This is a genomic window from Nocardioidaceae bacterium SCSIO 66511 (genome assembly GCA_023100825.1).
Classification (GTDB): Bacteria; Actinomycetota; Actinomycetes; order Propionibacteriales; family Nocardioidaceae; genus Solicola.
This window is the reverse complement of record CP095846.1, coordinates 3,155,697-3,180,280: the sequence shown is the minus strand read 5'-3', so window position 1 is coordinate 3,180,280 and position 24,584 is coordinate 3,155,697. Positions and strand designations below refer to the sequence as shown.

21 protein-coding genes and 1 riboswitch are annotated in these 24,584 nt (G+C 67.1%); of the genes, 17 read left to right on the top strand and 4 right to left on the bottom strand.

Translation table 11 applies throughout. From position 1 onward, the window contains the following. Positions 1 to 58 precede the first annotated feature (58 nt). From MU582_15000 to MU582_14975, 6 genes are all read left to right on the top strand, one after another. Positions 59 to 1,426 (top strand): hypothetical protein, encoded by a 1,368-nt coding sequence (locus MU582_15000; protein UPK73736.1) that lies wholly within the window; start codon positions 59 to 61, stop codon positions 1,424 to 1,426. A gap of 82 nt (positions 1,427 to 1,508) precedes the next feature. Continuing rightward, complete coding sequence (locus tag MU582_14995) at positions 1,509 to 2,294, top strand: IclR family transcriptional regulator (GenBank protein UPK73735.1); 786 nt, start codon at positions 1,509 to 1,511, stop codon at positions 2,292 to 2,294. 54 nt (positions 2,295 to 2,348) lie between these two features. Then, positions 2,349 to 2,441, top strand: a riboswitch (TPP riboswitch). Continuing rightward, on the top strand, positions 2,430 to 3,227 hold the full coding sequence (thiM, locus tag MU582_14990) for a hydroxyethylthiazole kinase (protein UPK73734.1): 798 nt from the start codon (positions 2,430 to 2,432) through the stop codon (positions 3,225 to 3,227). Its footprint overlaps the riboswitch before it by 12 nt. After that, positions 3,220 to 3,873 (top strand): thiamine phosphate synthase, encoded by a 654-nt coding sequence (gene thiE, locus MU582_14985; GenBank protein UPK73733.1) that lies wholly within the window; start codon positions 3,220 to 3,222, stop codon positions 3,871 to 3,873. Before thiM ends, thiE begins: the two co-directional genes overlap by 8 nt. Beyond that, positions 3,873 to 4,703 (top strand): bifunctional hydroxymethylpyrimidine kinase/phosphomethylpyrimidine kinase, encoded by an 831-nt coding sequence (gene thiD / locus MU582_14980; GenBank protein ID UPK73732.1) that lies wholly within the window; start codon positions 3,873 to 3,875, stop codon positions 4,701 to 4,703. Before thiE ends, thiD begins: the two co-directional genes overlap by 1 nt. Beyond that, positions 4,700 to 5,377, top strand: coding sequence for a TenA family protein (locus MU582_14975; GenBank protein UPK73731.1), 678 nt, complete (start codon positions 4,700 to 4,702; stop codon positions 5,375 to 5,377). Before thiD ends, MU582_14975 begins: the two co-directional genes overlap by 4 nt. Before the next feature lie 12 nt (positions 5,378 to 5,389). Here the strand turns inward: MU582_14975 and MU582_14970 are convergent, their stop codons facing one another. Beyond that, positions 5,390 to 6,826, bottom strand: coding sequence for a PLP-dependent aminotransferase family protein (locus tag MU582_14970; GenBank protein UPK73730.1), 1,437 nt, complete (start codon positions 6,824 to 6,826; stop codon positions 5,390 to 5,392). Positions 6,827 to 6,887: 61 nt separating this feature from the next. On the opposite strand from MU582_14970, the gene MU582_14965 reads away from it, so the two are divergent. Further along, on the top strand, positions 6,888 to 7,553 hold the full coding sequence (locus MU582_14965) for a hypothetical protein (GenBank protein ID UPK73729.1): 666 nt from the start codon (positions 6,888 to 6,890) through the stop codon (positions 7,551 to 7,553). A gap of 51 nt (positions 7,554 to 7,604) precedes the next feature. Here the strand turns inward: MU582_14965 and MU582_14960 are convergent, their stop codons facing one another. Then, positions 7,605 to 10,496, bottom strand: a complete 2,892-nt coding sequence (locus MU582_14960; GenBank protein UPK73728.1) for a ThuA domain-containing protein — start codon at positions 10,494 to 10,496, stop codon at positions 7,605 to 7,607. 213 nt (positions 10,497 to 10,709) lie between these two features. Here MU582_14960 and MU582_14955 point away from each other — a divergent pair, with 213 nt between their 5' ends. From MU582_14955 to MU582_14935, 5 genes are all read left to right on the top strand, one after another. Then, positions 10,710 to 11,729, top strand: coding sequence for a LacI family transcriptional regulator (locus tag MU582_14955; GenBank protein ID UPK73727.1), 1,020 nt, complete (start codon positions 10,710 to 10,712; stop codon positions 11,727 to 11,729). A 112-nt stretch (positions 11,730 to 11,841) separates the two neighbouring features. After that, positions 11,842 to 13,134, top strand: coding sequence for an extracellular solute-binding protein (locus tag MU582_14950; protein UPK73726.1), 1,293 nt, complete (start codon positions 11,842 to 11,844; stop codon positions 13,132 to 13,134). A 77-nt stretch (positions 13,135 to 13,211) separates the two neighbouring features. Continuing rightward, positions 13,212 to 14,201, top strand: a complete 990-nt coding sequence (locus MU582_14945) for a sugar ABC transporter permease (protein ID UPK73725.1) — start codon at positions 13,212 to 13,214, stop codon at positions 14,199 to 14,201. After that, a complete protein-coding gene (locus tag MU582_14940) occupies positions 14,198 to 15,037 on the top strand; it encodes a carbohydrate ABC transporter permease (GenBank protein UPK73724.1) in 840 nt (279 codons plus the stop codon). The genes MU582_14945 and MU582_14940 overlap by 4 nt, the downstream gene beginning before the upstream one ends. Before the next feature lie 73 nt (positions 15,038 to 15,110). Next, positions 15,111 to 16,586, top strand: a complete 1,476-nt coding sequence (locus tag MU582_14935) for a GH1 family beta-glucosidase (protein ID UPK73723.1) — start codon at positions 15,111 to 15,113, stop codon at positions 16,584 to 16,586. Between the two features lie 33 nt (positions 16,587 to 16,619). Here the strand turns inward: MU582_14935 and MU582_14930 are convergent, their stop codons facing one another. Then, positions 16,620 to 17,183 carry a class I SAM-dependent methyltransferase gene (locus tag MU582_14930; protein ID UPK73722.1) on the bottom strand — a complete coding sequence of 188 codons (564 nt, stop codon included), beginning with the start codon at positions 17,181 to 17,183 and terminating at the stop codon, positions 16,620 to 16,622. 524 nt (positions 17,184 to 17,707) lie between these two features. Here MU582_14930 and MU582_14925 point away from each other — a divergent pair. From MU582_14925 to MU582_14915, 3 genes are read left to right on the top strand one after another with little or no spacing between them, the layout of a single operon-like run. Further along, positions 17,708 to 18,757, top strand: coding sequence for a 3-isopropylmalate dehydrogenase (locus MU582_14925; GenBank protein UPK73721.1), 1,050 nt, complete (start codon positions 17,708 to 17,710; stop codon positions 18,755 to 18,757). 55 nt (positions 18,758 to 18,812) lie between these two features. Then, positions 18,813 to 19,988, top strand: a complete 1,176-nt coding sequence (locus MU582_14920) for a branched-chain amino acid aminotransferase (GenBank protein ID UPK73720.1) — start codon at positions 18,813 to 18,815, stop codon at positions 19,986 to 19,988. 10 nt (positions 19,989 to 19,998) lie between these two features. Then, positions 19,999 to 21,099, top strand: coding sequence for a branched-chain amino acid aminotransferase (locus MU582_14915; protein ID UPK73719.1), 1,101 nt, complete (start codon positions 19,999 to 20,001; stop codon positions 21,097 to 21,099). Between the two features lie 7 nt (positions 21,100 to 21,106). Here the strand turns inward: MU582_14915 and MU582_14910 are convergent, their stop codons facing one another. Next, a complete protein-coding gene (locus MU582_14910) occupies positions 21,107 to 21,823 on the bottom strand; it encodes a hypothetical protein (GenBank protein ID UPK73718.1) in 717 nt (238 codons plus the stop codon). Positions 21,824 to 22,036: 213 nt separating this feature from the next. Between MU582_14910 and cimA the strand changes: the two genes are divergently transcribed. Next, positions 22,037 to 23,644 (top strand): citramalate synthase, encoded by a 1,608-nt coding sequence (cimA, locus tag MU582_14905; protein ID UPK73717.1) that lies wholly within the window; start codon positions 22,037 to 22,039, stop codon positions 23,642 to 23,644. Beyond that, positions 23,641 to 24,567, top strand: a complete 927-nt coding sequence (locus MU582_14900; GenBank protein ID UPK73716.1) for an aminoglycoside phosphotransferase family protein — start codon at positions 23,641 to 23,643, stop codon at positions 24,565 to 24,567. The genes cimA and MU582_14900 overlap by 4 nt, the downstream gene beginning before the upstream one ends. The last annotated feature ends 17 nt before the right edge of the window (positions 24,568 to 24,584 follow it).

Here is a 24,584-nt window from a genome sequence, read left to right as displayed (position 1 = left end):
CCTTCCGCTTAGTGGAAGGCCGCGGGGGCCGCTGAGACCTGTCTGTGTGGAGGCCAATGTGTCCGACCAACTGATATCGATTCTCGTACTCGTCGCGGTCTTCCTGATCGCGACCGTCCTGCCAGTCCATATGGGCGCCCTTGCGCTCGTCGCCGCCTTCATCGTCGGCTCTTTCGTACTTTCCGGGCCGATGGATGACAAGATCGACACGATCCTCGGCGGTTTCCCCGGCGACCTGTTCGTGATCCTCGTCGGCGTGACGTACCTGTTCGCCTTGGCGAAGGAGAACGGCACGGTCGACTGGCTCGTGCACAAGTCCGTACGCGCGGTCGGCGGCAGGGTCGCGCTGATCCCGTGGGTGATGTTCGCGGTCACCGCGGTGATCACGGCGTTCGGCGCGGTCGTACCCGCTGCTGTCGCGATCATCGCGCCGATCGGGATGGGCTTCGCGAAGCGCTACAACATCAACCCGCTGCTGATGGGCCTGATGGTCATCAACGGCGCGAGCGCGGGCGGCTTCTCGCCGCTGAGCATCTTCGGCAGCATCACCAACGGTGTCGTCGAGAAGGCCGACCTCCCGGGCAACCCGACGGTTCTGTTCCTCTCGTCGCTGGTGTTCAACATCGTGCTCGGCCTCGTGACCTTCGTCCTCTTCGGCGGCCGGGCGCTGCTCGGCAAGATCGACAAGGGCGACGGCGACATGATCGACACCCACGACGGCGGCTCGGCGAACTCGGGCACCCCGTCCTCCTCGCAGCGTCGCGCCACGACCACCTCGGTCCAGACGACGTCGATCCCGAGCGCCGGGTTGTCCGAACCCGTCACCACCCTCGACCGCAACCGCGCGCTGACGGTGATCGGCATGCTCGCCCTTGCCGTCGGAGCGCTCGGCTTCGAGCTCGATGTCGGCTTCTCGGCCGTGACGCTCGCGGTGATCTTGTCGGTGTTCTCGCCCGGGGCGAACAAGGGCGCCGTGAGCGCCATCGCATGGCCGACCGTGCTGTTGATCTGCGGCATCGTCACGTACGTGTCGCTGATGGAGCTGATCGGCACCATCGACTGGCTCGGCGACAACGTCGCCGATATCGGCACGCCGCTGGTCGCAGCGATTCTGATCTGCTTCATCGGAGCGTTCGTATCGGCGTTCGCGTCGACCACGGGCATTCTCGGTGCGCTCATCCCGCTCGCGGTTCCGTTCCTGCTCGACGGTGAGGTCGGCGCGATCGGGATGATCTGCGCGCTGGCGATCTCGTCCTCGGTCGTCGACTCGAGCCCGTTCTCCACGAGCGGAGCGTTGGTGGTCGCGAACGCCGGTGACGAGGACCGCGACCGGGTCTACAAACAGCTGATGGCATGGGGCTTCTCGATGTGCCTGATCGCGCCGATCGTCACGTGGGCGGTGTTCGTGGTTCCCGGCTGGGGCTGAACCGGCGCCCCTTGACCGCCGTGCGCTGCGGCGCCGCTGTCCTGGCGTAGGGCACCGGCGTCGCACCGCACGGCATACCCTCATGGCACGGACGACCGAGAAGGGAACCACGCAGATGGCCGACCAGCGACGCTCTGGAGGCGTTCAGTCGATCGCGCGGGCATTCACGTTGCTCGAGCTCGTCGCCGCCAACGGCGGCGTCATGGGGCTGTCTCAGCTCGCTCAGGCATCGGGGTTCCCCCTTCCGACGATCCACCGCCTCGTACGCACGCTGGTCGATCTCGGTTACCTGCGGCAGGAGCCGTCCCGGCGGTACGCCCTCGGCCCGCGGCTGCTGCTCCTCGCCGACAGCTCCGAGTCGATGCTCAACCACGTAGCCGTCCCGCACCTGCGCCGCGTCGTCGAGTCCGTCGGCGAGACGACGAACCTCGCGATGCTCGACGGCGACCAGGTGGCGTACGTCGCGCAGGCGCCTGGCAGCCATTCGATGCGGATGTTCACCGAGGTCGGACGACGAGTGTCCCCGCACTGCACCGCCGTCGGCAAGGCGCTGTTGAGCGACGCCTCCGATGAGGAGATCCGCGAGCTGCTGGATCGAAGCGGGATGGAGAAACACACTCCGCACACGATCACCGATCCCGCCGAGTTCGTCGCCCAGGTACACACCTGTCGCGAGCGCGGGTACGCACTCGACGAAGGGGAGCAGGAAGTAGGTGTCCGCTGTGTCGCCGTCGTCGTTCCGTCGACGTCGACCCGGCTAGCAGTATCGGTGTCCGGGCCGGGGCCGCGGATGTCCGATGAGCTCGTCGATCGTGCGGTGCCCGTGCTCACCAAGGCGGCAGCAGCGCTCGCCGCAGACCTTGGCTAGTGCTCTCACTTCGTCGGCTGCTGCTCCAGCGCTCAGCAGGCTGTTAGAGTCGGGGTCGCCGTTCCGGGGTGCCGCAAGGCTGAGATCACACCCGCCGAACCTGATCCGGGTCATACCGGCGTAAGGGAGCTGACGATGAGCCACATCACGCCCGCAGTCATCGCCGTGCACGCGGCCGTACGCGAGCAGGCGCCGCTGGTGCAGTGCATCACCAACTACGTGTCCATGGACCTCGCCGCGAATGTGTTGAACGCTGCCGGTGCGTCGCCGGCGATGGTGCACGACCCACGCGAGGCCGGGGAGTTCGCGCGTATCGCGGGTGCCGTCGTCGCCAACATCGGCACGCCGTCGCCACGGTGGGTCGACGGCATGCTCGAGGCGGCCGAGGCTGCCCGCGATACCGGCAAGCCATGGGTGCTGGATCCGGTCGCGGTCGGTGCGACCTCCTACCGACGCGAGACGGTCGACCGCCTTCTCGAGTTCGAGCCGACCGTCATCCGCGGCAATGCAAGTGAGGTCCTCACCATCGCCACGAGTACGTCGGGCGGCAGGGGAGTCGACAGCGACGCCTCGCTCGACGACGTACGCGGGCACGCTGACGCGCTCGCGAAGCGTACTGGCGCAGTCGTTGCGGTGACCGGTCCGGAAGACTACGTCACCGACGGCGTACGTGAGCCGCTCGTACTCCGCGGTGGCGACCCGCGGATGCCGATGATCACCGCACTCGGCTGCTCATTGAGTGCGCTCGTCGGGGCATGTCTTGCCGCGCACGACGACACGTTCGAGGCGACGACCGGAGCACTCGCAGTGATGTCGGCCGCGGGAGAGATCGCCGGTGCTTCCGCGGAAGGCCCAGGATCCTTGCGGTGGAGGCTTCTCGACGAGCTAGCACGGCTCGACGCGGGCGGTCTCGCGCAGCATGTCGATGGTTGAGATCGACCCGCGCCTGTACCTCGTCACGGGCGACACCGCCGGCCGTCCACTGGTTGACGTGGTACGTGCCGCTGTCGCCGGAGGCGTCACGTTGGTCCAGTTGCGCGACAAACATGCTTCGCACGAGTCGCTCGCCGAGCAGTACGACGACCTTCGTACGGCCTTGAAGGGCACGGGTGTACCCGTTCTCGTCAACGACGACGCCGAAGCCGCGTTGGAAGCCGACGCCGCCGGCGTCCATGTCGGACCCGATGACGAACCACCTGTGTCCGTGCGCGCCCGCCTGGGCGCCGATCGTGTGATCGGCTGGTCGATACACGACTTCGACCAACTGGGTGACACCGCGAACGTCTCAGCGAGCGACTACCTCGCCGCCAGCCCGGTCTGGGCAACCGCGACGAAGACAGACACGACGACTCCGCTCGGACTCGCAGGCGTTGCGGCGCTGCGGCAGTCGATGCCGCCAGGCCTGCCGCTCGTGGCGATCGGCGGCATCGATGTACGTAACGCCGCCGACGTGGTCGCCGCCGGAGCCGACGGTATCGCCGTGGTGTCTGCGATCTGCTCGGCGCCGGACCCGGGGCTCGCCGCGAGCGAGCTACGCGCGATCGTCGACGACGCGCGCGATCACCAGAGAGGACGATGATGGCGAAGCGACCCGCAATGCTGAGCGTCGCCGGCTCTGACCCGTCGGGCGGTGCTGGAATCCAAGCAGACCTCAAGACAGCAACGGCCCTGAAGGTCTATAGCGGCGCAGTCATCACCTCGCTGACTGTGCAGAACACGCTCGGGGTGAGCGACATTCACACGATCCCGGCGGACTTCGTGGTCGCCCAGTACGAACAGGTGGTGACCGATCTCGACGTCGCCTCCGTCAAGATCGGCATGCTCGGCACCGCAGACGTCGTCATCGGACTGGCCGACGCGATCAGGCGGCACCGCCCGTACGACGTCGTGCTGGATCCGGTCATGGTCGCGACATCAGGTGACCGCCTCGTGCCCGAGGACACCGTCGACGCTATTCGCGAGCACCTGTTGCCGTTGGCGACTGTCGTGACACCGAACCTCCCGGAGGCGGGCGTACTCGCAGGCGTTGCCGAGCCGGATGACCGCGACTCGATGATCGCGGCGGCATCGGCCCTGCGCGACCTCGGTTCCCGAGCCGTCCTCGTCAAGGGCGGGCACCGCGAGGGCGACTACGCAACCGACATCCTGGTCGACGAAGAAGGCCCGGCGGTGTTCGCCGCGCACTGGGTAGACACTGCGAACACGCATGGCACCGGCTGCACGCTCTCGAGTGCAATCGCCAGCTACCTGATGTACCCGATGCCGCTGCGCGATGCGATCCAGGGAGCAAAACGCTATGTGAGCGGAGCCTTGGAGAGTGCAGCATCCTGGCAGATCGGGGAGGGCCGGAGTCCGGTGAACCATCTGTGGGAACTCGAAGGCGGCCTCCTGCCCAGGGAGCACAGATGACTGTCGGCTGGTCCGAACAGGCGTGGCGGTCCGTCTCGGCGTGGTACGACGCGATCACGACCCATCCGTTCCTGGTGGCCTTGGCCGACGGTTCACTGCCCGAAGCGGTTTTTGCGCGCTATCTCGTCGACGATTCGCATTACCTGACCGGGTACGCCCGCGCGCTCGCCACCCTTGCCGCGCGTACAGCCGACCCGGCTGCCTCGGCAATGCTCGCCGGCTCCGCTGCGCAGGGGATCACCGCCGAGCGCGAGCTGCACGCGGCGTACCTGACTCCCCGCGGCATCGACCCGCAGGCGGCCGATGCGCCGGAGCAGAGCCCGACCTGCGCCGCCTATATCGGCACGTTGCAGACTCTCGCGGCGTACGCGCCGATCGAAGTCGGTCTCGCCGGCGTGCTGCCCTGCTTCCGGGTCTATGAAGAGGTGGGCCAGGCCGTTGTCGCGCAGACGGCCGAACCCGATCACCCTTATCGGGCGTGGATCGACGCGTACGCCGATGCCGCTTTCGAGCAGGCCGTTCGAGACATCGAGCGGCATGTCGATGAAGTCGCGGCGGCGGCAACCGAGCGCAGGCGCGATGAGATGCTCGGTGCGTACGCACGCGCCGCGAGGTTCGAGTGGATGTTCTGGGACGCTGCCTGGCGCGGTGAGACGTGGCCGACCCCGGCGTGATTGCGGCGGCCTCTACGCGATGAACGAGCCGGCGCGCTCACGTACGAGCGTCGGCTCTGCGATCGCGTCAGCGTAGGCGCGCGCGAGGCGATCGACTCCCTCACGGAGTACGTCGGCAGGTGCGGCGAACGGCAGCCGTATGTAGTGCCGAAGGTCCTGGTCGACGCCGAACTGGCCGCCCGACGCGAGCAGCAATCCGTGCCTCTCGGCCGCGAGGACGACGGCGCTCGCCACCGGCTCGGGCATCCGGGCCCACAGTGTCATGCCACCGCGAGGTGTGGTGAACTCCCAATCGGACAGGCGATCGCGCAGCTCGGACACGAGCACATCACGGGACTCACGGAGCGCTTCTCGACGTTCACCGAGCAACGTGTCGCGATGGGTGAACATCTCGTACGCGATGAGCTGGTCGGCGAGACTGCAGCCGAGATCGAGCGACGTACGAGCCTGCACCACGCGGTCATGCAGCGAGGTGGGTACGCGGAGCCAGCCGATCCGGAAGCCGCCCCAGAACGCCTTGCTGATACTGCCGATCGTGATCACGTCGGGGTTCGAAGCGGCGAACGGAGGTGGCATCGTGAGCGGGTCGATCGGAAGGTCGGCCATCGTCTCGTCGGCGACGCCGATGGTGCGTGTGCGAGCCAACACGGTCCCGAACCGGTCGCGGGTCTCGGCGTCCATGAGAGCGCCGGTCGGGTTCTGGAAGTCGGGGATGAGCAACGCGAACCGCGGTGCCGTCTGCCGGATGGTCGCTTCGAAGGCCTCGGCGTCCCACCCGGCTGCGGAGACCGGGAGGCCGACGACACGAGCACCACCGGCGCGAAGCGTCTCTACGGAGTTCGGGTAGCTCGGGGTCTCCATGATCGCGCGGTCGCCGCGGCCGATGAGCATCCGCACCACGACCGCGGTAGCGGCGAGCGCGCCAGGAGTCACGATGATCTGCTCGGGATCGGTGGGGAGGCCGCGATCGTCATAGTGCGCTGCGATCTGCTCGCGCAACAACGGGTCACCGGACATGCGATACCCGTGCCCGGTCAGACGCGCGGGCAGCAGCGCGACCGCGCGTTCGACGGCATCCATCGTGCCGGGCGGTGCAGGTGGCGCAGCGATCATCAGGTTGATGACGCCGTCCTCGGCGTCGGGAGGGATCAACGACTCACCACCGGTGTGGTCTCGGCCGCGCAGGACGAGCGTCGTACCGGAGCCTCGGCGAGCAGTCGCCCAACCCGAATCGACGAGCTCGCCGTACGCGCGAGTGACCGTTGTGCGGCTCACGCCGAGCGCGACACTGAGCTCCCGCTCGCTCGGCAGCCGAGTCTGATGGGTGACGCGGCCGTCGACGAGGACGCCGCGTACCGCGTTGGCGAGAGCGCGGTACGCCGGCCTGGTCGACGGATAGTCCGACAACAGGTCGACGAGCCGACGAGCAGAGAGTTGGGCAGCTGGCATGTAGTCCACTCTCTCGCAATTGGCTATCGATTTCCAGGCCACCTACGTACAGAATCGAATCATGCCCACGCTCCTGCGCACTCGCCGCGCGCCGTATCGGCCGCCGGTCATGAATCCGATCGAACAGCTTCGCGCCGGCAAGCTGACCCGCCGGCTTCCGCAGCTGGTGTTCGGGCTCGCGCTCTACGGCTGGTCGATGGCGATGATGGTCGAGTCCGTGCTCGGACTCGACCCGTGGGACGTCTTCCACGACGGAGTGACCCGACACCTCCCGATGACCTTCGGGCAGGTCGTGATCGCCGTCGGTGCGGTCCTGCTGCTGTTGTGGATCCCGCTGCGGCAGTGGCCCGGGCTCGGCACGGTGCTGAACGTGATCCTGATCGGACTGGCCGCCGATCTCGGGCTCGCCGTGATGTCCGAACCCGACTCGTTGGTGGCCCGTTTCGCCTTGCTCATCGGCGGTGTCGTGCTGAACGGCCTCGCTGGCGCGCTCTACATCGGTACGCATCTGGGACCGGGGCCGCGCGACGGTCTCTGGCTCGCGCTGGTGAGCAGGACCGGACTGAGCGTCCGGCTGATTCGTACCTCGGTCGAGGTGACGGTCGTGGTGCTCGGCTTCCTGCTCGGCGGCACGGTCGGGCTCGGCACCATCGTGTACGCGCTCGCGATCGGTCCGATCGTGCAGTTCTTCCTACCGCTGGTGTCGGTGCGGCTCCACGAGGAGTGAACAGCCGTCGGGTGGCGAGGCCGCAGCCCCGCCACCCGATCGACTCCTCCGTCAGTTGCCTCCGGTCGGCACCAGTGCGATCTCCGCGTCACCGGTGAGCGAGCCGACACCGTCACCGTCCGGACCCTGGTCGCTGTACGACGCGTGGAACACGCCGCGCAGGTTGTCCTCGCCCTCGTGGCCGCCGGCGAGCGGGGCTTCCAGCTGCCCCTTACACCCGGTGGTCTCGGTCTGCGGATGACCGTGGTTGTCGTGGCCGAGGATGTAGGCCACCTTCACCTGGCTGCAGTCCACCTCCTGGTCGTCGGTGACCTTCACCTCGTACTGCACCGTGTCGCCGAACTCGAAGGGATCACCGTCCTTCGGGGTGATGAACTCCAGTACCGGCCGGTCGTTTCCGATCACGATCTCCACCGAACTCGACGCGGAGCGCCCGGTCCGGTCGGTGACCTTCAACGTTGCCTGGTAGACGCCGTTGTCCGGGTACGTGTGCGTCGGGTTCTTCTCCTGCGAGTCGAACGTTCCGTCGGCGTCGAAGTCCCACTGGTAGGTCAACCGATCGCCGTCCGGGTCACTTGTGCCCGCACTGGAGAAGGTCACCTCCAGTGGTGCATCGCCGTTCGTCGGGGTCGCCTCGACCTTCGGGATCGGCGTACGACCGCCGCGTACGTAGTCGATCCGAGACAGCTGCGCAGTGGGGTTCTCCGCGAAGTAGCCGTCGCCGTACTCGAGAACGTAGAGCGCACCGTCAGTGCCGAACTCGATGTCCATCGGGTTGTCGAACGTGAATGACTTCAGTATCTGGTTGATGTCGAAGAGATCACCGCGATCGTCAAGACGCATCTCGCTGATCCAGTCACGTGTCCACTCGTATGCCAGCGGAGCGCCGTCGTAGTACTCCGGCCACTTCACCCGCGAGTTCGAGCCCTTGTCGAAGTCGTACGCCGGACCGGCCATGGGGCCGATGCCGCCGGTGCCGAGCTCGGGGAACTCCTCGGACTCGTCGTAGGTGTAGTAGACGTCCGGTTGCTCCACCGCCGGGAGCTCGCGCAGCCCAGTGTTGTGCGGTGAGTCGTTCACCGGGTTTGCGCAGTCGAACGACTCGCCGGACTCCTTGGTCTCGAAGTCGTAGTCGACGTACGGGAGCTCCGCCGTCGCGCAGTACGGCCACCCGTAGTTGCCGGAGTCACGGGCGATGAACCACTTGCCGTGGCCCGCGGGTCCGCGATCCGGGTCGGCGTCGTTCGCATCCGGTGAGTAGTCGGCGACGTACAGGTCGCCGTTCTCCCTGTTGACTGCGATGCGGAACGGGTTGCGCAGACCCATCAGGTAGATCTCCGGACGCGTCTGTGGTGCTCCCTTCGGGAAGAGGTTCCCGTCCGGGACGGTGTAACCGCCGCCGCGCTTCGGATGGATGCGGAGCACCTTGCCGCGCAGGTCGTTCGTGTTCGCCGCCGATCGCTGCGCATCGAAGACCGGGTTGCGGTTCTCCCGTTCATCGATCGGGGTGTAGCCGTCGGACTCGAACGGGTTCGAGTCATCACCGGTCGACAGGTAGAGGTTGCCCTGCCCGTCGAAGTCGATGTGCCCGCCTACGTGGCAGCACTGACCTCGGTCCACCGGAATGTCGATGATCGTCTGCGCGGAGTCCAGGTTGAGCGTCCCCTTGGCGGTGAACTTGTACCGCGACAGTCGCATGTCGCCCTTGAACTTCGCCCAGTCCTCGGGAGTGCCGGTGTTCGGAGCATCGCCCTCGTTGACGTCCGGTGTCGACGGGTCATCGACCGGAGTGTCGCCGGTGGGCAACGAGTGATAGAGGTACACCCAACGGTTGCGCTTGAAGTTCGGATCGATCGCGACGCTCTGCACGCCCTCCTCGTCGTGGCTGTAGATGACCTTCGTGAGGTTCGCGGCCAGCGTGTTCAGGCCGGTTTCCGGGTCGTGCAGACGTACCTCGCCGGTGCGGTCCGTGTGCAGCACCCGACCGTCCGGCAGCACTGCGAGGCCCATCGGTTCGCCGGGGGTGTCATTCAGCGTGACCTTCTGGAATCCCTGCTCCGTCGTCCCGCCGCAGTCGCCGGCGACATCGCCGGCCGCCCAGCGGATGCCGCCGAGCAGGTGCTTCGCGAAGGCCGGCTCGTTGAACGACTTGGCGGTGTGGCCTCCGCCGGTGTACCAGGAGCGGGCGCCGTCGAAGCGCTGGCACCAGGCGATCGGGTGGTCGCTGCCCATCGTGCCGCCGTCGTAGCTGGACTCGTCCAGGCTGGCCAGCACGTGCACGTCACCGCGCGGATTGGCCTTGTAGTCGTACCACTCGTCGGTGCGTACCCATCGGTCCGGCAGATGCTTCGTCGACGGGTGCACCCGGTCGGCGACCTTGACGGTGGCCTCCTGGACGGCGGGGTGGCTCTTGAAGTACGTGCCGACGAGGTTGCCGTAGAACGGCCAGTCGTACTCGGTGTCTGCGGCCGCATGGACGCCGACGTAGCCGCCGCCTTGGCGGATCCATTGCTCGAAGGCGCGCTGCTGCTTGTTGTTCAGTACGTCGCCGGTCGTGCTGAGGAACACCACGGCCTCGTACTTACGCAGCCGGTTTGCCCGGAACGTCGTCGCGTCCTCGGTCGCGTCGACCCGGAATCCGTTCGCCGCGCCCAACTGCTTGATGCGGCGGATCCCGGCCGGTATCGAGTCGTGTCTGAAGCCGGCGGTCTTGGAGAAGACGAGTACGTCGAACTTGCCCTGTTTGGCAGGTTGCGCCGCCGGGGGCTCGGCGGGTTGCTGCGTCGGTGCGGGCGGCGAAGCGACCGCGATCGGCGCGAGGAGTGCGGCGAGCAGTCCCATCAGGAAGGTGAGGGCGGCGGCACTTCGCACGGCGGATCTGGACGGACGTCGGTTCGCGGGACGGGGGATGCCCGCCCCGCGATGCGGATCCATGAGGGGCATTTGCAACTCCTGCTCGTGATATGTGACCCGGATCACGTGACTAAGTCGCCACCGAGCGTAATGAGGGGAGCGCAGTTCCGTCAATGGTCATGCAACTTTTGAATGTAGTACGTCAGAAGTAGCGGTGCGAATCCGACGCGAACCGCCGACCGGCGAACCGCCGACTCGGCGCGTGCATACTGATCCCACTTCGATCGCCTGGAAAGGGGCAGCGTGAGCGAGAACCGACGATCCGCGGTGACCCTGGAAGCGGTCGCCGCGCGAGCCGGCGTATCGCGAGCGACCGCGAGCCGCGTGCTCAACGGTTCGACCCGGGTCAGCGCGCGTGCTCGCGACTCCGTACGTGCGGCGGCCGACGACCTCGGGTACGTGCCCAACAGCGCCGCGCGCTCGCTGGTCACCAGGCAGAGTGATGCCCTGGCGTTCGTCGTAGCGGAATCCGAGGACGTCTTCTTCTCCGACCCGTTCTTCGCGCCGGTGCTTCGGGGCGCCCACGCCGCCGCGGCCGAGCGCGGTCGACCCTTGTTGTTCGTGATCGTGGCGACCGACGACGACCGGGCGCGGGTCGAGCAGTACGCCGCGGGCGGACACGTCGACGGCGTCATGTTCGTCTCCGTGCATTCGCACGACACCCTGCCCCGTCGGGTCCATCAGCTCGGGGTACCCGTCGTACTTGCCGGTCGTCCACCGCGTGGTCGGCCGGCGCTGCCGTACGTCTCGTCCGACAACCTGGGCGGCGGAGCGGCCGCCGCTCGAGTGCTACTCGAGCGCGGATGTACGCGCATCGCGACGATCACCGGTCCGGAGGACATGACCGTCACACCCGATCGGTTGGAGGGGTTTCGACAAGGTCTGGCGTCCGCGGGCGTCGAGCTGTCCGCTGAGCGGATCGTCGCCGGCGACTTCAGCATGGCCGGTGGGCGTGCGGCGATGGTCGAGCTCCTCGACAACGTTCCCGATGTCGACGGACTGTTCGCCGCCAACGACCTGATGGCGGTCGCTGCGATCCAGGTCGCCGCCGAGCGTGGCCGCGTCGTACCCGACGATCTTGCCGTTGTGGGCTTCGACGATGTGCCCGTCGCGGCGTCATCGAGTCCGCAGCTGACGACCATCCGGCAGCCGCTCGATGCGATGGGGCGCCAGATGGCTCGGCTGCTGATCGACGCCGCCGAGGGGCTCGAGGTGACGTCCCTGGTGCTGGAGACCGAGGTCGTCGGGCGTGAGTCGGCGTGAGCCGGCGGCCGCCTCTTGACAGACCCTGGTGACCTGGGTCACTCTATGCCGTACATCGTGAGAGCGCTCTCACAGCGTTCATTCAAGGCCGTGATCTCGGCCGGGAGGATCTATGCTCAGCGCACGCAAGAAGCGGACAGCCGCGATCGCCGTCGTACTCGCGGGAACCATGGTCGTCGCCGCCTGCGGCGGCAGCAGTGAATCGGACGAGAACGGTAAGACGACCGTGTCGATCAGCCTGTTCGGCACGTTCGGCTACGACGAGGTCGGACTCTTCGACGCGTACATGAAGCAGAACCCCGATATCGAGATCGACTACCAGTCGACGCAAGGTGAGGACAAGTACTGGCCGGCGTTGCAGACAAAGCTCAACTCCGGCAGCGGGCTCGCCGACGTGCAGGGCATCGAGGTCGCCCGTATCGCGGAGGCGACGCAGAACCAGTCGGACAAGTGGTCGGATCTGAGCGACACGGCCGCGGCGAAGAACCTCGACTTGTATCCCGCATGGAAGAGCGATGCCGCGACCACCGATGACGGGAAGGTCATCGGCATGGGTACCGACATCGGCCCGATGGCTCTCTGCTATCGCTCGGACCTGTACGAGCAGGCGGGCCTGCCGAGCGCTCCCGCAGAGCTGTCCAAGCGCGTCGGGTCGTGGGACGACCTGCTCGCGCTCGGCGAGGAGTACCAGCAGAACGCGCCGTCTGACTCGGCGTTCCTCGACTCCGCGGGCGGCCTTTACAACGCGATCATCTCGACGGAGTCCACCATCTACTACGACGATGAAGGCGAGCTCGTCTACGACTCCAACGACGCCGTGCGAAACGCGTTCGACCTGGCCGCGTCGGCAGGGGAGTCCGGTCTGACGGCCGGGCTCGAGCAGTTCCTCGATGCCAGCTGGGACAAGGGTTTCGCCACCGGCTCGTTCGCGACCATTGCCTGCCCGTCGTGGATGGTCGGTTACATCAAGGGCAAGGCGGGCGACGACGGTAAGGGCAAGTGGAACGTGATGTCGCTTCCGGGCGGTGCAGGAGGCAACTGGGGCGGCTCGTACCTCGCGATCCCCGAAGCATCCGACAACAAGGAGGAAGCCGCTGACCTGATCGCCTGGCTCACCGACGCCAAGCAGCAGGCGAAGGTGTTCTCCGAGGTCGGCAACTTTCCGTCGAACACCGACGCGATGGCGCAGGTGGTCGATGTCAAGGACGAGTACTTCAACAATGCGCCGATCGGCAAGATCTTTTCGAAGTCCGCGCAGAGTGCTCCGACGCAGATTCTCGGCCCCCTCGACGGGGCGATCAAGAACGCGATGGTGCAAGCGCTGCTGTCGGTCGAGACCGGTGACGTGAGCGCGGACGACGCCTGGGAGCAGGCCTCCTCGACCGTCGACAACCAGGTGGGCTGAGCGGGTTGGTGCGGCCGGTTCGACGCAAGCCGGCCGCACCGATCCGTTCTTGGCGACCAACTGCGACCGGAGAGCCGATGACGACACCGACAACTGCGCCAGCGCCGAGACGTACGCGAGTCCAGGCGGAAGGTACGCGTCCGAACCGGCGACGACAGCGTCGCTCCCGGCGTGAGCGGCGAGGCGCCCCGTACGCCTTCATCGCGCCGTTCTTCTTGATCTTCGCGGCGTTCGGGCTTTTCCCGTTGATCTACACAGCTTGGATCAGCCTGTACGACGCGCGCCTCGGGTCTGACATGCAGTGGGTCGGGTTCGAGAACTTCCGCTGGCTCTTCTCCAACCCCGACTTCTACAACGCAGCGTGGAAGACCGTCACGATCGGCGCGCTGTCGACGATCCCGCAGTTGTTGCTCGCCTTGGGCCTGGCGCATCTGCTCAACTACCGGATGCGGGTGCGGATGTTCTTCCGCATCTCGATGATCCTTCCGTATGCCACGTCGGTCGCCGCCGCGACCTTGATCTTCGGGCAGATCTTCGCCACTGACGGAGGCTTCGCGAACTGGGCGATGTCGGTGTTCGGGATGGACGCGATCGACTGGCGCAACGGCGACTGGACCGCCCAGATCGCGATCGCCGTCATCGTGATCTGGCGTTGGACCGGCTACAACGCGTTGATCTATCTCGCCGGGATGCAGACCATCTCGTACGACCTCTACGAGTCCGCCGCGCTGGACGGCGCAAGCAAGTGGCAGCAGTTCCGGTACATCACGCTGCCCGGGCTACGGCCGACGATCCTGTTCACGATCGTCGTGTCGACGATCGGCGCGACCCAGCTCTTCGGCGAGCCGTTGCTCTTCGGCGGCGGCATACCGCAGGGCGGTAGCCAGCACCAGTATCAGACGCTCGGATTGCTCATGTACCAACAGGGCTGGCAGTTCGGAGCACTCGGCCGGGCCGCGGCGATCGCGTGGGTTTCGTTCCTGCTGATCGTGCTGCTCGTACTGCTGAACACCGCAATCGCCCGATGGCGCATGCGTGGCACGACGTTGCTCGGGGAGGAAGCATGATCGCCGGCCGCAACAGATCGGGCACCGGGCTCGGGCCCGTCGGGTACGCACTACTCGCGCTGACCGCGATCGCGTTCGCGTTCCCCTTCTACTACATGATCGTCGCGGGTAGCAGGCCGATGTCGGACATGGCGAAGTCGCCGCCTCCGCTGACGCCCGGCCCGGATCTCTGGTCGAACGTCACCACTGCGTTGGAGCAGCAGCAGATCGGACTCGCGATCACAAACTCGGTGGTCGTGTCGACCGCGATCACCGTCGGCACCGTGTTGTTCTGTACGTCCGCCGGCTATGCGTTCGCGAAGCTGCGGTTCCGCGGTCGCAACGCGTTGTTCGCATTCACCGTCGCGACGATGATGATCCCACCGACGCTCGGCGTCGTTCCGCTGTTCATGGTGATGTCCGACTACGGCCTGATCGGCACGCTGGCCTCGGTGATCCTGCCGACGCTGGTCACGGCGTTCGGGGTCTTCTTCATGCGGCAGTACATCGCGCAGTCGCTGCCCGATGAGCTGATCGAGGCGGCGCGTGTCGACGGGGCGTCCGCGTTGCGGATGTTCTGGAGTGTCGTACTGCCCTCCGCCCGGCCGGGCATGGCGGTGCTCGGGATGCTCACGTTCATGACCGCCTGGAACGACTTCTTCTGGCCGATCATCACGCTGAACTCCGAGAACCCCACCGTGCAGGTCGCGCTCAACAATCTGGGCAGCGGCTACGTGCCGGACACCGCGGTGATCATGGCGGGAACTCTCGTCGGCACCGCTCCGGTGCTGATCGCGTTCGTGATCCTTGGCCGCCAGATCGTCGGCGGCATCATGGCCGGAGCCGTCAAGGGATGACCGCGTACCCGTTCCAGCAGAAGACCATCCACCGATCTACCGAGGGAGGGGGCGCCGCGGCGTCCGCACGCTCATGACGACACGACAAACAGCCGAGACCGCCGCCACCGCCGGAGTCGAGTCGGCATTCCCAACGGGCTTTGTGTGGGGTGCCGCGACCGCGTCCTATCAGATCGAGGGTGCAGTACGCACCGACGGTCGCTCCCCGTCGATCTGGGACACGTTCAGCCACACGCCCGGACAAGTGCTTCGCGACCACAACGGTGATATCGCCTGCGACCACTACAACCGCTACCTCGAGGACGTACGGCTGATGCGCGAGCTCGGCCTCGACGCGTACCGCTTCTCCATCTCCTGGCCGCGGGTCACGCCGGACGTCGACGAGACCCGCCTCGGCCCGGTGAACCCGAAGGGTCTCGACTTCTACGCGAGGCTCACCGACGCGTTACTCGACGCGGGAATCGATCCCGTGGTGACCCTCTACCACTGGGATCTGCCGCAGCGGCTCGAGGACGCGGGCGGTTGGCCCCGGCGCGAGACGGCTGAGCGTTTCGGCGAGTACGCGGCCGTCGTCGCGGAGCGGCTCGGTGACCGCGTCGGCACGTTCATCACCGTCAACGAGCCATGGTGTTCGGCGTATCTCGGATATGCCAGTGGAGTACATGCGCCCGGGCGCACCGACCCCGCGGACGCACTCGCAGCCGTGCATCACCTCAACCTCGCGCACGGCCTCGCCGTCGAGTCGATCCGGGCGTACGCACCGAACGCGAAGGTCGGCGTCACCCTCAACCTGGCGTCCGTTCGTCCGGAGACGCTGGCCGATAGCGACACGGCGGCGGCGAGACGGGTCGACGGTCTACAGAACCGCGTCTTCCTCGACCCGATGCTCGACGGTCGTTATCCGGCCGACGTCGTGGATGAGACGCAAAGCGTCACCGACTGGTCGTTCGTCCGCGACGGCGATCTCGACATGATCTGTCGACCGCTCGACGTCGTCGGCGTGAACTACTACAGTCCGACCGTCGTACGCGCGTACGACGGTGCCGCACCTCGCGAAGAGGCCGACGGACACGGTGACGGCGAGTCATCCGCCTGGCCGGCCTCCGATGACATCGAGTTCCCCCGCCAGCCCGGGCCGTACACCGTGATGGGGTGGAGCATCGACCCGCGTGGGCTCACCGACCTGCTGCTGCGCGTACACCGCCAGGCGCCGGCCGTCGAGCTCTTGGTGACCGAGAACGGCGCCGCGTACGACGACCGGGTCGACGGAGACGGCCGGGTCCATGATCCGATGCGAGTGGAGTACCTCGCGCGCCACATCGCCGCCGTCGGCGACGCCATCGAGGCGGGTGCCCCCGTCGGGGGCTACTTCGTCTGGTCGCTGCTGGACAACTTCGAGTGGGCGTACGGCTACACGAAGCGGTTCGGGATCGTCTACGTCGACTACGACGACCAACGCCGGCTGCCGAAGTCGAGCGCTCGGTGGTACGCCGACCTCATCTCGCGGCACGCGCGGGTCGGCGAGGCCCCGCGACCCGAGGCGAGCTGACGTCGAGCGTCTGCCGAGATGAGGTGTCTTGGCTCAGCGACGGGTCGCGAGCAACACCGATGAGTCGGGGGAGACCATCACCTCGACGGCCGTGAAGCGCTCGTCGCTGAGCCATTGCTCGCGCATCACGTCGACCCGCCCTTCGAAGATCGGCGGCCACGACTCGCACGGGGTGAAGTCATCGAGCACGACGACACCGCCGGGCTCCATCAGATCGCACACCGCCTCGACACTGCCCTTGACGTCGCGTACGTCGACGAACAGCAGCGAGAACGGCGCGTACTGCTCGAGCGTCGTCCAGTCGCCGGCGATCACCTCGACCTCGGGGACCTCGGCGAAGATCTCCTGCACCTTCTCCGCCAGCGACGGATCGACCTCGGCCGTCACGACGTGAGCGTCGCCACGCGTACCGCTGCTGATCCATGCCGACCCGACACCGCAACCGGTGCCCAGTTCCGCGAGGGTGCCTGCCCGCGAGGCGGAGAGCGTGGCGAGCAGTCTGCCGGTCTCGTGGCGGGTCGCGGTGATGAATCCCTCTTGCCTGGACAGCTCCAAGGCGCGGGTGACCAATGGAGGTACGTCGGGGGGCGCGCTCACCCGGGCAGTCTCGCACAGTCCAGCAACTGAGTTTTGCGTCTCGGAATCTGAGAAGTCGGCCGAATCCGCTGGCTCGTGACTGAACGGTGACCTAACGTAATCCGCATCATGCGGAAGTTCGTAGTAATTCTCAGCTGCCGCGGCGAGGCCACATAGGCCACCCTCGCCGCGGAGTTCGGCGTTTGGCCTGGAGCTCCCGCCGCGAGGATGAACCCGCAAACAGCGTTACCTTTCTCGGCAGCAGACCTCTTCGATGTGATCCATCGGACGGTACGTCGCACGGCCTGGCTGGAACTCCAAGCCAACCGCCGAGCGTTTTCCCTATTCCGCCCGATTCACAACGATCACAGGAGAGACCGATGTATGACATGTACCCCGAGTGGGGCCCGAGCCACCTGCGCGACAAGTACGACGGCCAGAGTGCCGTGCAGAACGCGATGGATCTGCGCGACAACGGCGGCGAACGCCCCGACGACAACTGAGACGCGAAGTTCGGCTTCCCCAGTCATGACTAGAGTCCTCACATGACCTCACTCGCAGTCGTCCCGGGCGACGGAATCGGCCCCGAAGTGACCCACGAGGCGCTCCGGGTGCTCGACACCATCGCACCCGCGTACGACCTTTCGTTCACGACCACCGAGTACGACCTCGGCGCCCGGCGTTACCACGCCAGCGGCGAAACCCTTCCGGACTCGGTACTCGAGGAGATCCGCGGCCACGACGCTATTCTGCTCGGCGCTGTCGGTGACCCAGGCGTCCCGTCCGGCGTACTCGAGCGGGGGTTGCTGCTGCGGCTGCGGTTCGAGCTCGACCACTACGTCAACCTCCGCCCGTCGAAGCTGTTCACCGGAGTTCCGTCGCCGTTGAGCGATCCGGGCGAGATCGACTTCGTCGTCGTCCGCGAGGGCACCGAAGGTCCGTACGTCGGCAATGGCGGCGCACTGCGCGTCGGCACGCCGCACGAGATCGCGACCGAGGTCAGTGTCAACACCGCGCACGGCGTCGAGCGAGTCGTACGCGACGCGTTCGCGCGGGCGGCCGCACGGCCGGCCAAGAAGCTCACGCTCGTACACAAGAACAACGTGCTGGTGCACGCCGGCCACCTCTGGAAACGCACCGTCGACCGGGTCGCGGCAGAGTTCCCGGACATCGCCGTCGACTACCTGCATGTCGACGCCGCCACGATCTTCCTCGCGACCGATCCGGCCCGCTTCGACGTCATCGTCACCGACAACCTGTTCGGCGACATCATCACCGACCTCGCCGCCGCCATCACCGGAGGCATCGGCCTGGCCGCAAGCGGAAACGTGAACCCCGACCGCACGGCCCCGAGCATGTTCGAGCCGGTACACGGATCGGCTCCCGACATCGCCGGCCAGTCGAAGGCCGACCCGACCGCGGCGATCCTGTCGACGGCGCTGCTGCTCGACCACCTCGGCCATTCGGCCGCCGCGCACGATGTCGAGCGCGCGGTCGAGGCCGATATCGCCGAGCGGGGATCCGCACCGCGACGCACCGAGGAGGTGGGCGAGGCCATCGCTGCGCGCGTGGCCGAGGGCGTACGGGTCGGCTGACCCGAGAGGCCGTACGGCCTCAACCCCTCACCACTCAGCCAGGAGGCGAGTCCACGTGACCGCGACGGCCACCCACCCGATCAGCACCACCTCCAACCCAGCTCCGGCGACGCCGGAGCGTCGCGCGGAGATTCTGGAAGAACCGCGCTTCGGTACTCATTTCACCGACCACATGTTCGTCGCCGAGTGGACCATCGGCGACGGCTGGCAGGATCCGCGCGTCGTACCGTACGGTCCGCTGTCGATCGACCCTGCTTCCGCGGTGCTGCACTACGCGCAGGAGATCTTCGAAGGACTCAAGGCGTACGCACACCCCGACGGCGGCATACGTACGTTCCGGCCGTACGCCAACGCGGCCCGGCTGCGGCGCTCGGCCGCGCGGCTGGCATTGCCCGCCGTACCCGATGAGCTGTTCGTCGGCGCGATCGACCGGCTGGTCCGAGCGGACTCCGAATGGGTACCGAAAGGCGACGAGGCCAGCCTGTACATCCGGCCGTTCCTGTTCGCAACGGAGGCGTTCGTCGGCGTCCGTGCGGCGCGTAGCGCGACCTTCGCGGTGATCGCCTCGCCGGCTGGCCCGTACTTCGACGGCGGACTCAAGCCCGTCGACGTCTGGCTCTCGGCGGAGCACGCGCGTGCGGGCTCGGGTGGCACCGGAGCGGCAAAGTCCGGCAGTAACTACGCCGCGAGTCTGTTGCCGCAGGCGCAGGCTCTGGCGCACGGATGCGACCAGGTCGTGTTCGTCGACGACGCCGAGCAACGGTGGGTCGAGGAGATCGGCGCGATGAACGTCGGCTTCGTGCTCGCCGACGGCACGATCGTCACCCCGGAGCTGTCCGGGTCGATCCTCGCCGGCATCACCCGCGACTCGCTCAAGACCATCGCGGCCGACCTCGGCCACCGGGTGGTCGAGCGACGGATCAGCATCGACGAATGGCGCGACGGCGTACGTGACGGGGCGATCACCGAGGTCTTCGGCTGCGGCACGGCCACGGTGGTGACGCCGATCGGCCGGCTCTGCTGGGCCGACGGAGACTCCGTGTGTACCGCGAGCGTGCCCGACCCTGCGAGAGCAGAGGTGACGCGCGCATTGCGGGACGCGCTGGTCGGCATCCAGCACGGCCGTGTCCCCGACCTGTACGGCTGGATGCACGACGTCGTCGGCGGACGGCGACCCGCCTCCGATGCCGATCGACCGATCCGTACCGGCTCGCCAGTGAATGATTGGTAACGTGCAGAACATGACAACGCCGTCCATCCGCCTCGATGCAAACCCCGCGCCCACGTCACCCGAGCGCCGCGCGGAGATCCTCGCCGACCCAGGCTTCGGCTCGTACTTCACCGACCACATGTTCCTGGCGGAGTGGACTCCCGAGGGCGGCTGGCAGGACCCACGGGTCGTTGCGTACGGTCCACTGTCGATCGACCCGGCGACGGCGGTGCTGCACTACGCGCAGGAGATCTTCGAAGGACTCAAGGCGTACGCGCATCCCGACGGTTCGATCCGCACGTTCCGGCCGCATTCGAACGCCGCTCGGATGCAGCGCTCGTCTGAGCGCCTGGCGTTGCCGAAGCTGCCCGAAGAGCTTTTCGTCTCTGCCATCGACGCCCTGATCCGCGCCGACGCGGCGTGGGTTCCGTCGGGCGGTGAGACGAGCCTGTACGTACGCCCGTTCATGTTCGCGTCCGAGGTGTTCCTCGGCGTGCGGCCGTCGAAGCATGTGACCTTCTCGGTCATCGCCTCGCCGGCTGGCGCGTACTTCGCCGGGGGTGTCAAGCCGGTGTCGATCTGGCTGTCGACCGATTACGCCCGCGCGGGCACGGGCGGCACCGGTGCGGCCAAATGCGGAGGCAACTATGCGGCGAGCCTGCTGCCGCAGAGCCAAGCCTCCGAGCACGGGTGCGACCAGGTGGTGTTCCTCGATGACGTCGAGCACCAGTGGGTCGAAGAGCTCGGCGGTATGAACCTCTACTTCGTCTACGACGACGGGTCGATCGTCACTCCAGAGCTGTCCGGATCGATTCTCGAGGGCATCACCCGCGACTCGGTGATGACCCTCGCCTCCGACCTCGGTCATACGGTCATCGAGCGGCGCGTCGGCATCGACGAGTGGCGCGACGGCGTACGTGACGGGCGGATCACCGAGGTGTTCGCATGCGGCACCGCAGCAGTCGTCACCCCGGTCGGCACGCTCAAATGGGCCGACGGCGACGACGTCGCAGAGGCGCGCAGCGGAGACGGCGAAGCGGGCAAGGTGACAATGGCGATCCGCGAGGCCCTGGTGGACATCCAGTACGGCCGCGCCGACGATCGGCGCGGCTGGATGCACACCGTGGCGTAGGCCGCGTCTAGCCGAACAGCGCGGTGGCCGGGTCGTCGTGGAGTACGACCTCCAGCAGTTGGCGGCCCTTGTCGTAACGCAGGCTGACGTTCACGCTGCGGGTCAGCGTCGGATCGTCTCCCTCGGTGAACGCGTCGCCGTACCCACGTGCGATATCGCGCAACGTGATCGTGGCGGGTCCGATCGGGTCGTTGGCCGGCCACTCCTCGATCAGCCGCTGTGCGACTCCAACGAGTACTGCGTCGTACATCGGCAGGAGCTCGGAGCTCGCCTGGTCGTTGCCGAGCTCGGGCAGGCCGAACCGCGCCAGCCCGTGCGTACGGATCGAGGTATCCGTATGGGAGAACGCGAACCATTCGTGTGCGTCGGGAGTGTGCGACGCGTCGCCGTGCAGGATCCGCGGTACGGCGGTGTCGATCACGAGGCCGTCGTGCTCGGCGGCGACCCGCAGAGCACGTGAGCGTGCGGCGCATTCGATCCCGTGTGCGTCCTCGACGCCGCTCGCCTTGGTGACGGCGAGGACATGGGTGCGGTCGGCGAGGAGCTCGAGGTCGTCGAGCGTGCTGCCGCGCGCGACCAGCAGATCGGGAGGAGGCAAGGCTCGGGAGTCGTCGGCGAACGGGCGTACGTCGACCTCTCCGCTCTCGTTCAGGTCGACGGCCCGGGGCGTGAGCACGAGGTAGATCGCGCGCACATCGGCGGTGCGGGGAAGCTCGTGGGTCACGGCCACGAGCGTACCGACGGCGTTTCGGATACTGAGAACGCGGGTCGGGGTGCGCCCGTGATGCTGTGTGCGTGGCACACTGGGACCGTGCACACCAGCGCCACGATCATTCCCAGGCGCGTCTAGCTCGCAATCCGAGCCAGACGCGCAGCCTCTCGTACCCACGGGGGGCTTTTTTATTTGGTCAAACCCCTCAGCAGCAAAGGACGCACCGTGAGTGCCACCGACAGCTTCCACGTCTACGACACGACCCTGCGCGACGGCGCACAGCAGGAAGGTCTCAACCTCTCTGTCGCCGACAAACTCGGTATTGCGCGGCATCTCGACGAGCTGGGGGTCGGCTACATCGAGGGCGGTTGGCCGGGGTCGAACCCCAAGGACACCGAGTTCTTCGCCCGTGCACGAACTGAGCTGGCGCTGCAGACCGCAACGCTCGCGGCGTTCGGCGCGACCCGTCGACCGGGTACGCGCGCCGCCGACGACCCCCAGGTCGCCGCCCTGCGCGACTCCGAGGCATCGGTGGTGACCTTGGTGGCGAAGAGCCATGACCGCCATGTAGAGCTCGCGCTGCGTACGACGCTCGACGAGAACCTCGCGATGGTCGCCGACACGGTCGAGCATCTGCGGGCCGAGGGGCGCCGCGTCTTCCTCGACTGTGAGCACTTCTTCGACGGATACCGGTCGAACCGCGACTATGCGCTCGAGGTCGTACGTACGGCCGCCGGTGCGGGCGCCGAAGTAGTCGTACTCTGCGATACGAACGGCGGCATGCTTCCGACGTGGGTGAGTGACATCGTCGGCTCCGTCGCCGATGAGACCGGTGCACGCCTGGGCATCCACTGCCACAACGACACCGGCTGCGCGGTCGCCAACTCGGTGGCAGCGGTCGATGCGGGCGCGAGCCATATGCAAGGGTGCGTCAACGGCTACGGCGAGCGTACGGGCAATGCTGACCTCATCACTGTCGTCGCCAACCTGCAGCTGAAACTCGGTCACGATTTGCTGCCCGTAACGTCTCTGCGCGAGGCGAGCCGCATCGCGCATGCGATCGCCGAGGTCACGAACATCCCGCCGTCGTCGCGCCAGCCGTACGTCGGGGTCTCGTCGTTCGCGCACAAGGCCGGCCTGCACGCGAGCGCGATCCGGGTCGACCCCGATCTCTATCAGCACATCGATCCCGAGCTGGTCGGCAACGATATGCGGCTGCTCGTCTCGGAGATGGCCGGACGCGCGAGCATCGAGCTGAAGGGAAAGGAACTCGGCTACGATCTGACGTCCGACGCCGACCAGCTCGCCCGGATCACCGACCGGGTCAAGAGGCTCGAGCAGACCGGCTACACCTTCGAGGCGGCAGATGCGTCGTTCGACCTACTGCTCGCCGAAGAGGTCGAAGGCAACCGGCCGGCGTACTTCGCCGTCGAGTCGTGGCGCGTCATCACCGAGTCGAACACTCCGGCCGATGCCGAGGCCCTGTCGGAGGCGACCGTGAAGCTGCGTGCCGCCGGACAACGCATCGTCGTGACTGGTGAAGGCAACGGCCCGGTCAATGCGCTGGATCACGCGCTGCGCCAGGCCATCGAGCAGGCGTACCCGCAGGTCGGGCAGTTCCGACTCACCGACTACCGGGTACGAATCCTCGACCAGGGGCACGGCACCGATGCCGTGATCCGAGTGCTGATCGAGACCGCGGACGGCACCGACACCTGGGTGACGGTCGGTGTGGGGCACAACATCGTCGAAGCCTCGTGGGAGGCGCTGCTCGACGCGGTCACGTACGGGTTGCGTCGTCATCAGGTCGCGGCGCCGGCGGCGAGGGCGTGACCGAGAGCGCGTACGACGTGCCGGTCGGCCTACGTACGAATGTCGAAGCTGCGTGGGGTATTGCCGGTGCACGTTGGCTGGAGGAACTGCCGGACGTCATCGCCTCCGTAGCCCGAACGTGGCGCCTGGAGGTCGGCGAGCCGTACGCGCTGAGCTTCAACTGGGTCGCGCCAGTACGCCGTGCCGATGGATCCGCGGCGGTCCTGAAGCTGGGGGTGCCCACCTCGGAGCACCTGTACGAGGAAGCGGCCGCGTTGCGGTGCTTCGCCGGCGACGGTGCCGTCCGGCTGCTCGACCGCGACCTCGAGTACGGCGCGTTGCTCCTCGAGCGAGCCTCGCCGGGTGTACTGCTGCGCGAGCTGGTTCCCGAACGCGACGACGCAGCGACCGACGTCATCAGCGACCTGCTGCGGAGGCTGCATGTCGCCCCACCTGTCGGTGTTGCGCTGCCCGACGTGTCAGTTCACCGCGCGTCATTCTGCGACCATCTGCGCTACGTACCGTGTGATGCGCCGCCGATCGCGATGGTGGAACGTGCGCTGTCGCTGTTCGACGACCTTTGCGCGTCGGCAACCCAGCAGGTGGTGCTCCACGGCGACCTCCACCACGACAACGTGCTGCGGGCAGAACGCGAAGCCTGGTTGGCGATCGACCCGCACGGCATGGTCGGCGACCCGGGCTACGAGATCGCACCACTTCTCTACAACCCCGATCCGTGGCGCCACGACGACGCTCTGCTGGCTCTCGTGCCCGGCAGGCTGGAGCGCATCGCCGACGGCCTCGGCATTCCGCTCGACCGCGCAACCGCGTGGGCGTACGCCGGCTGCATCCTCTCCGCGGTCTGGGACGCCGAAGGCGGCGACAGCGACGGCGGTCGTGCCCTGGACATCGCACGGCTGCTGGAGGACCGGCTGAGCGACTGACCGATCTCAACGTTCGG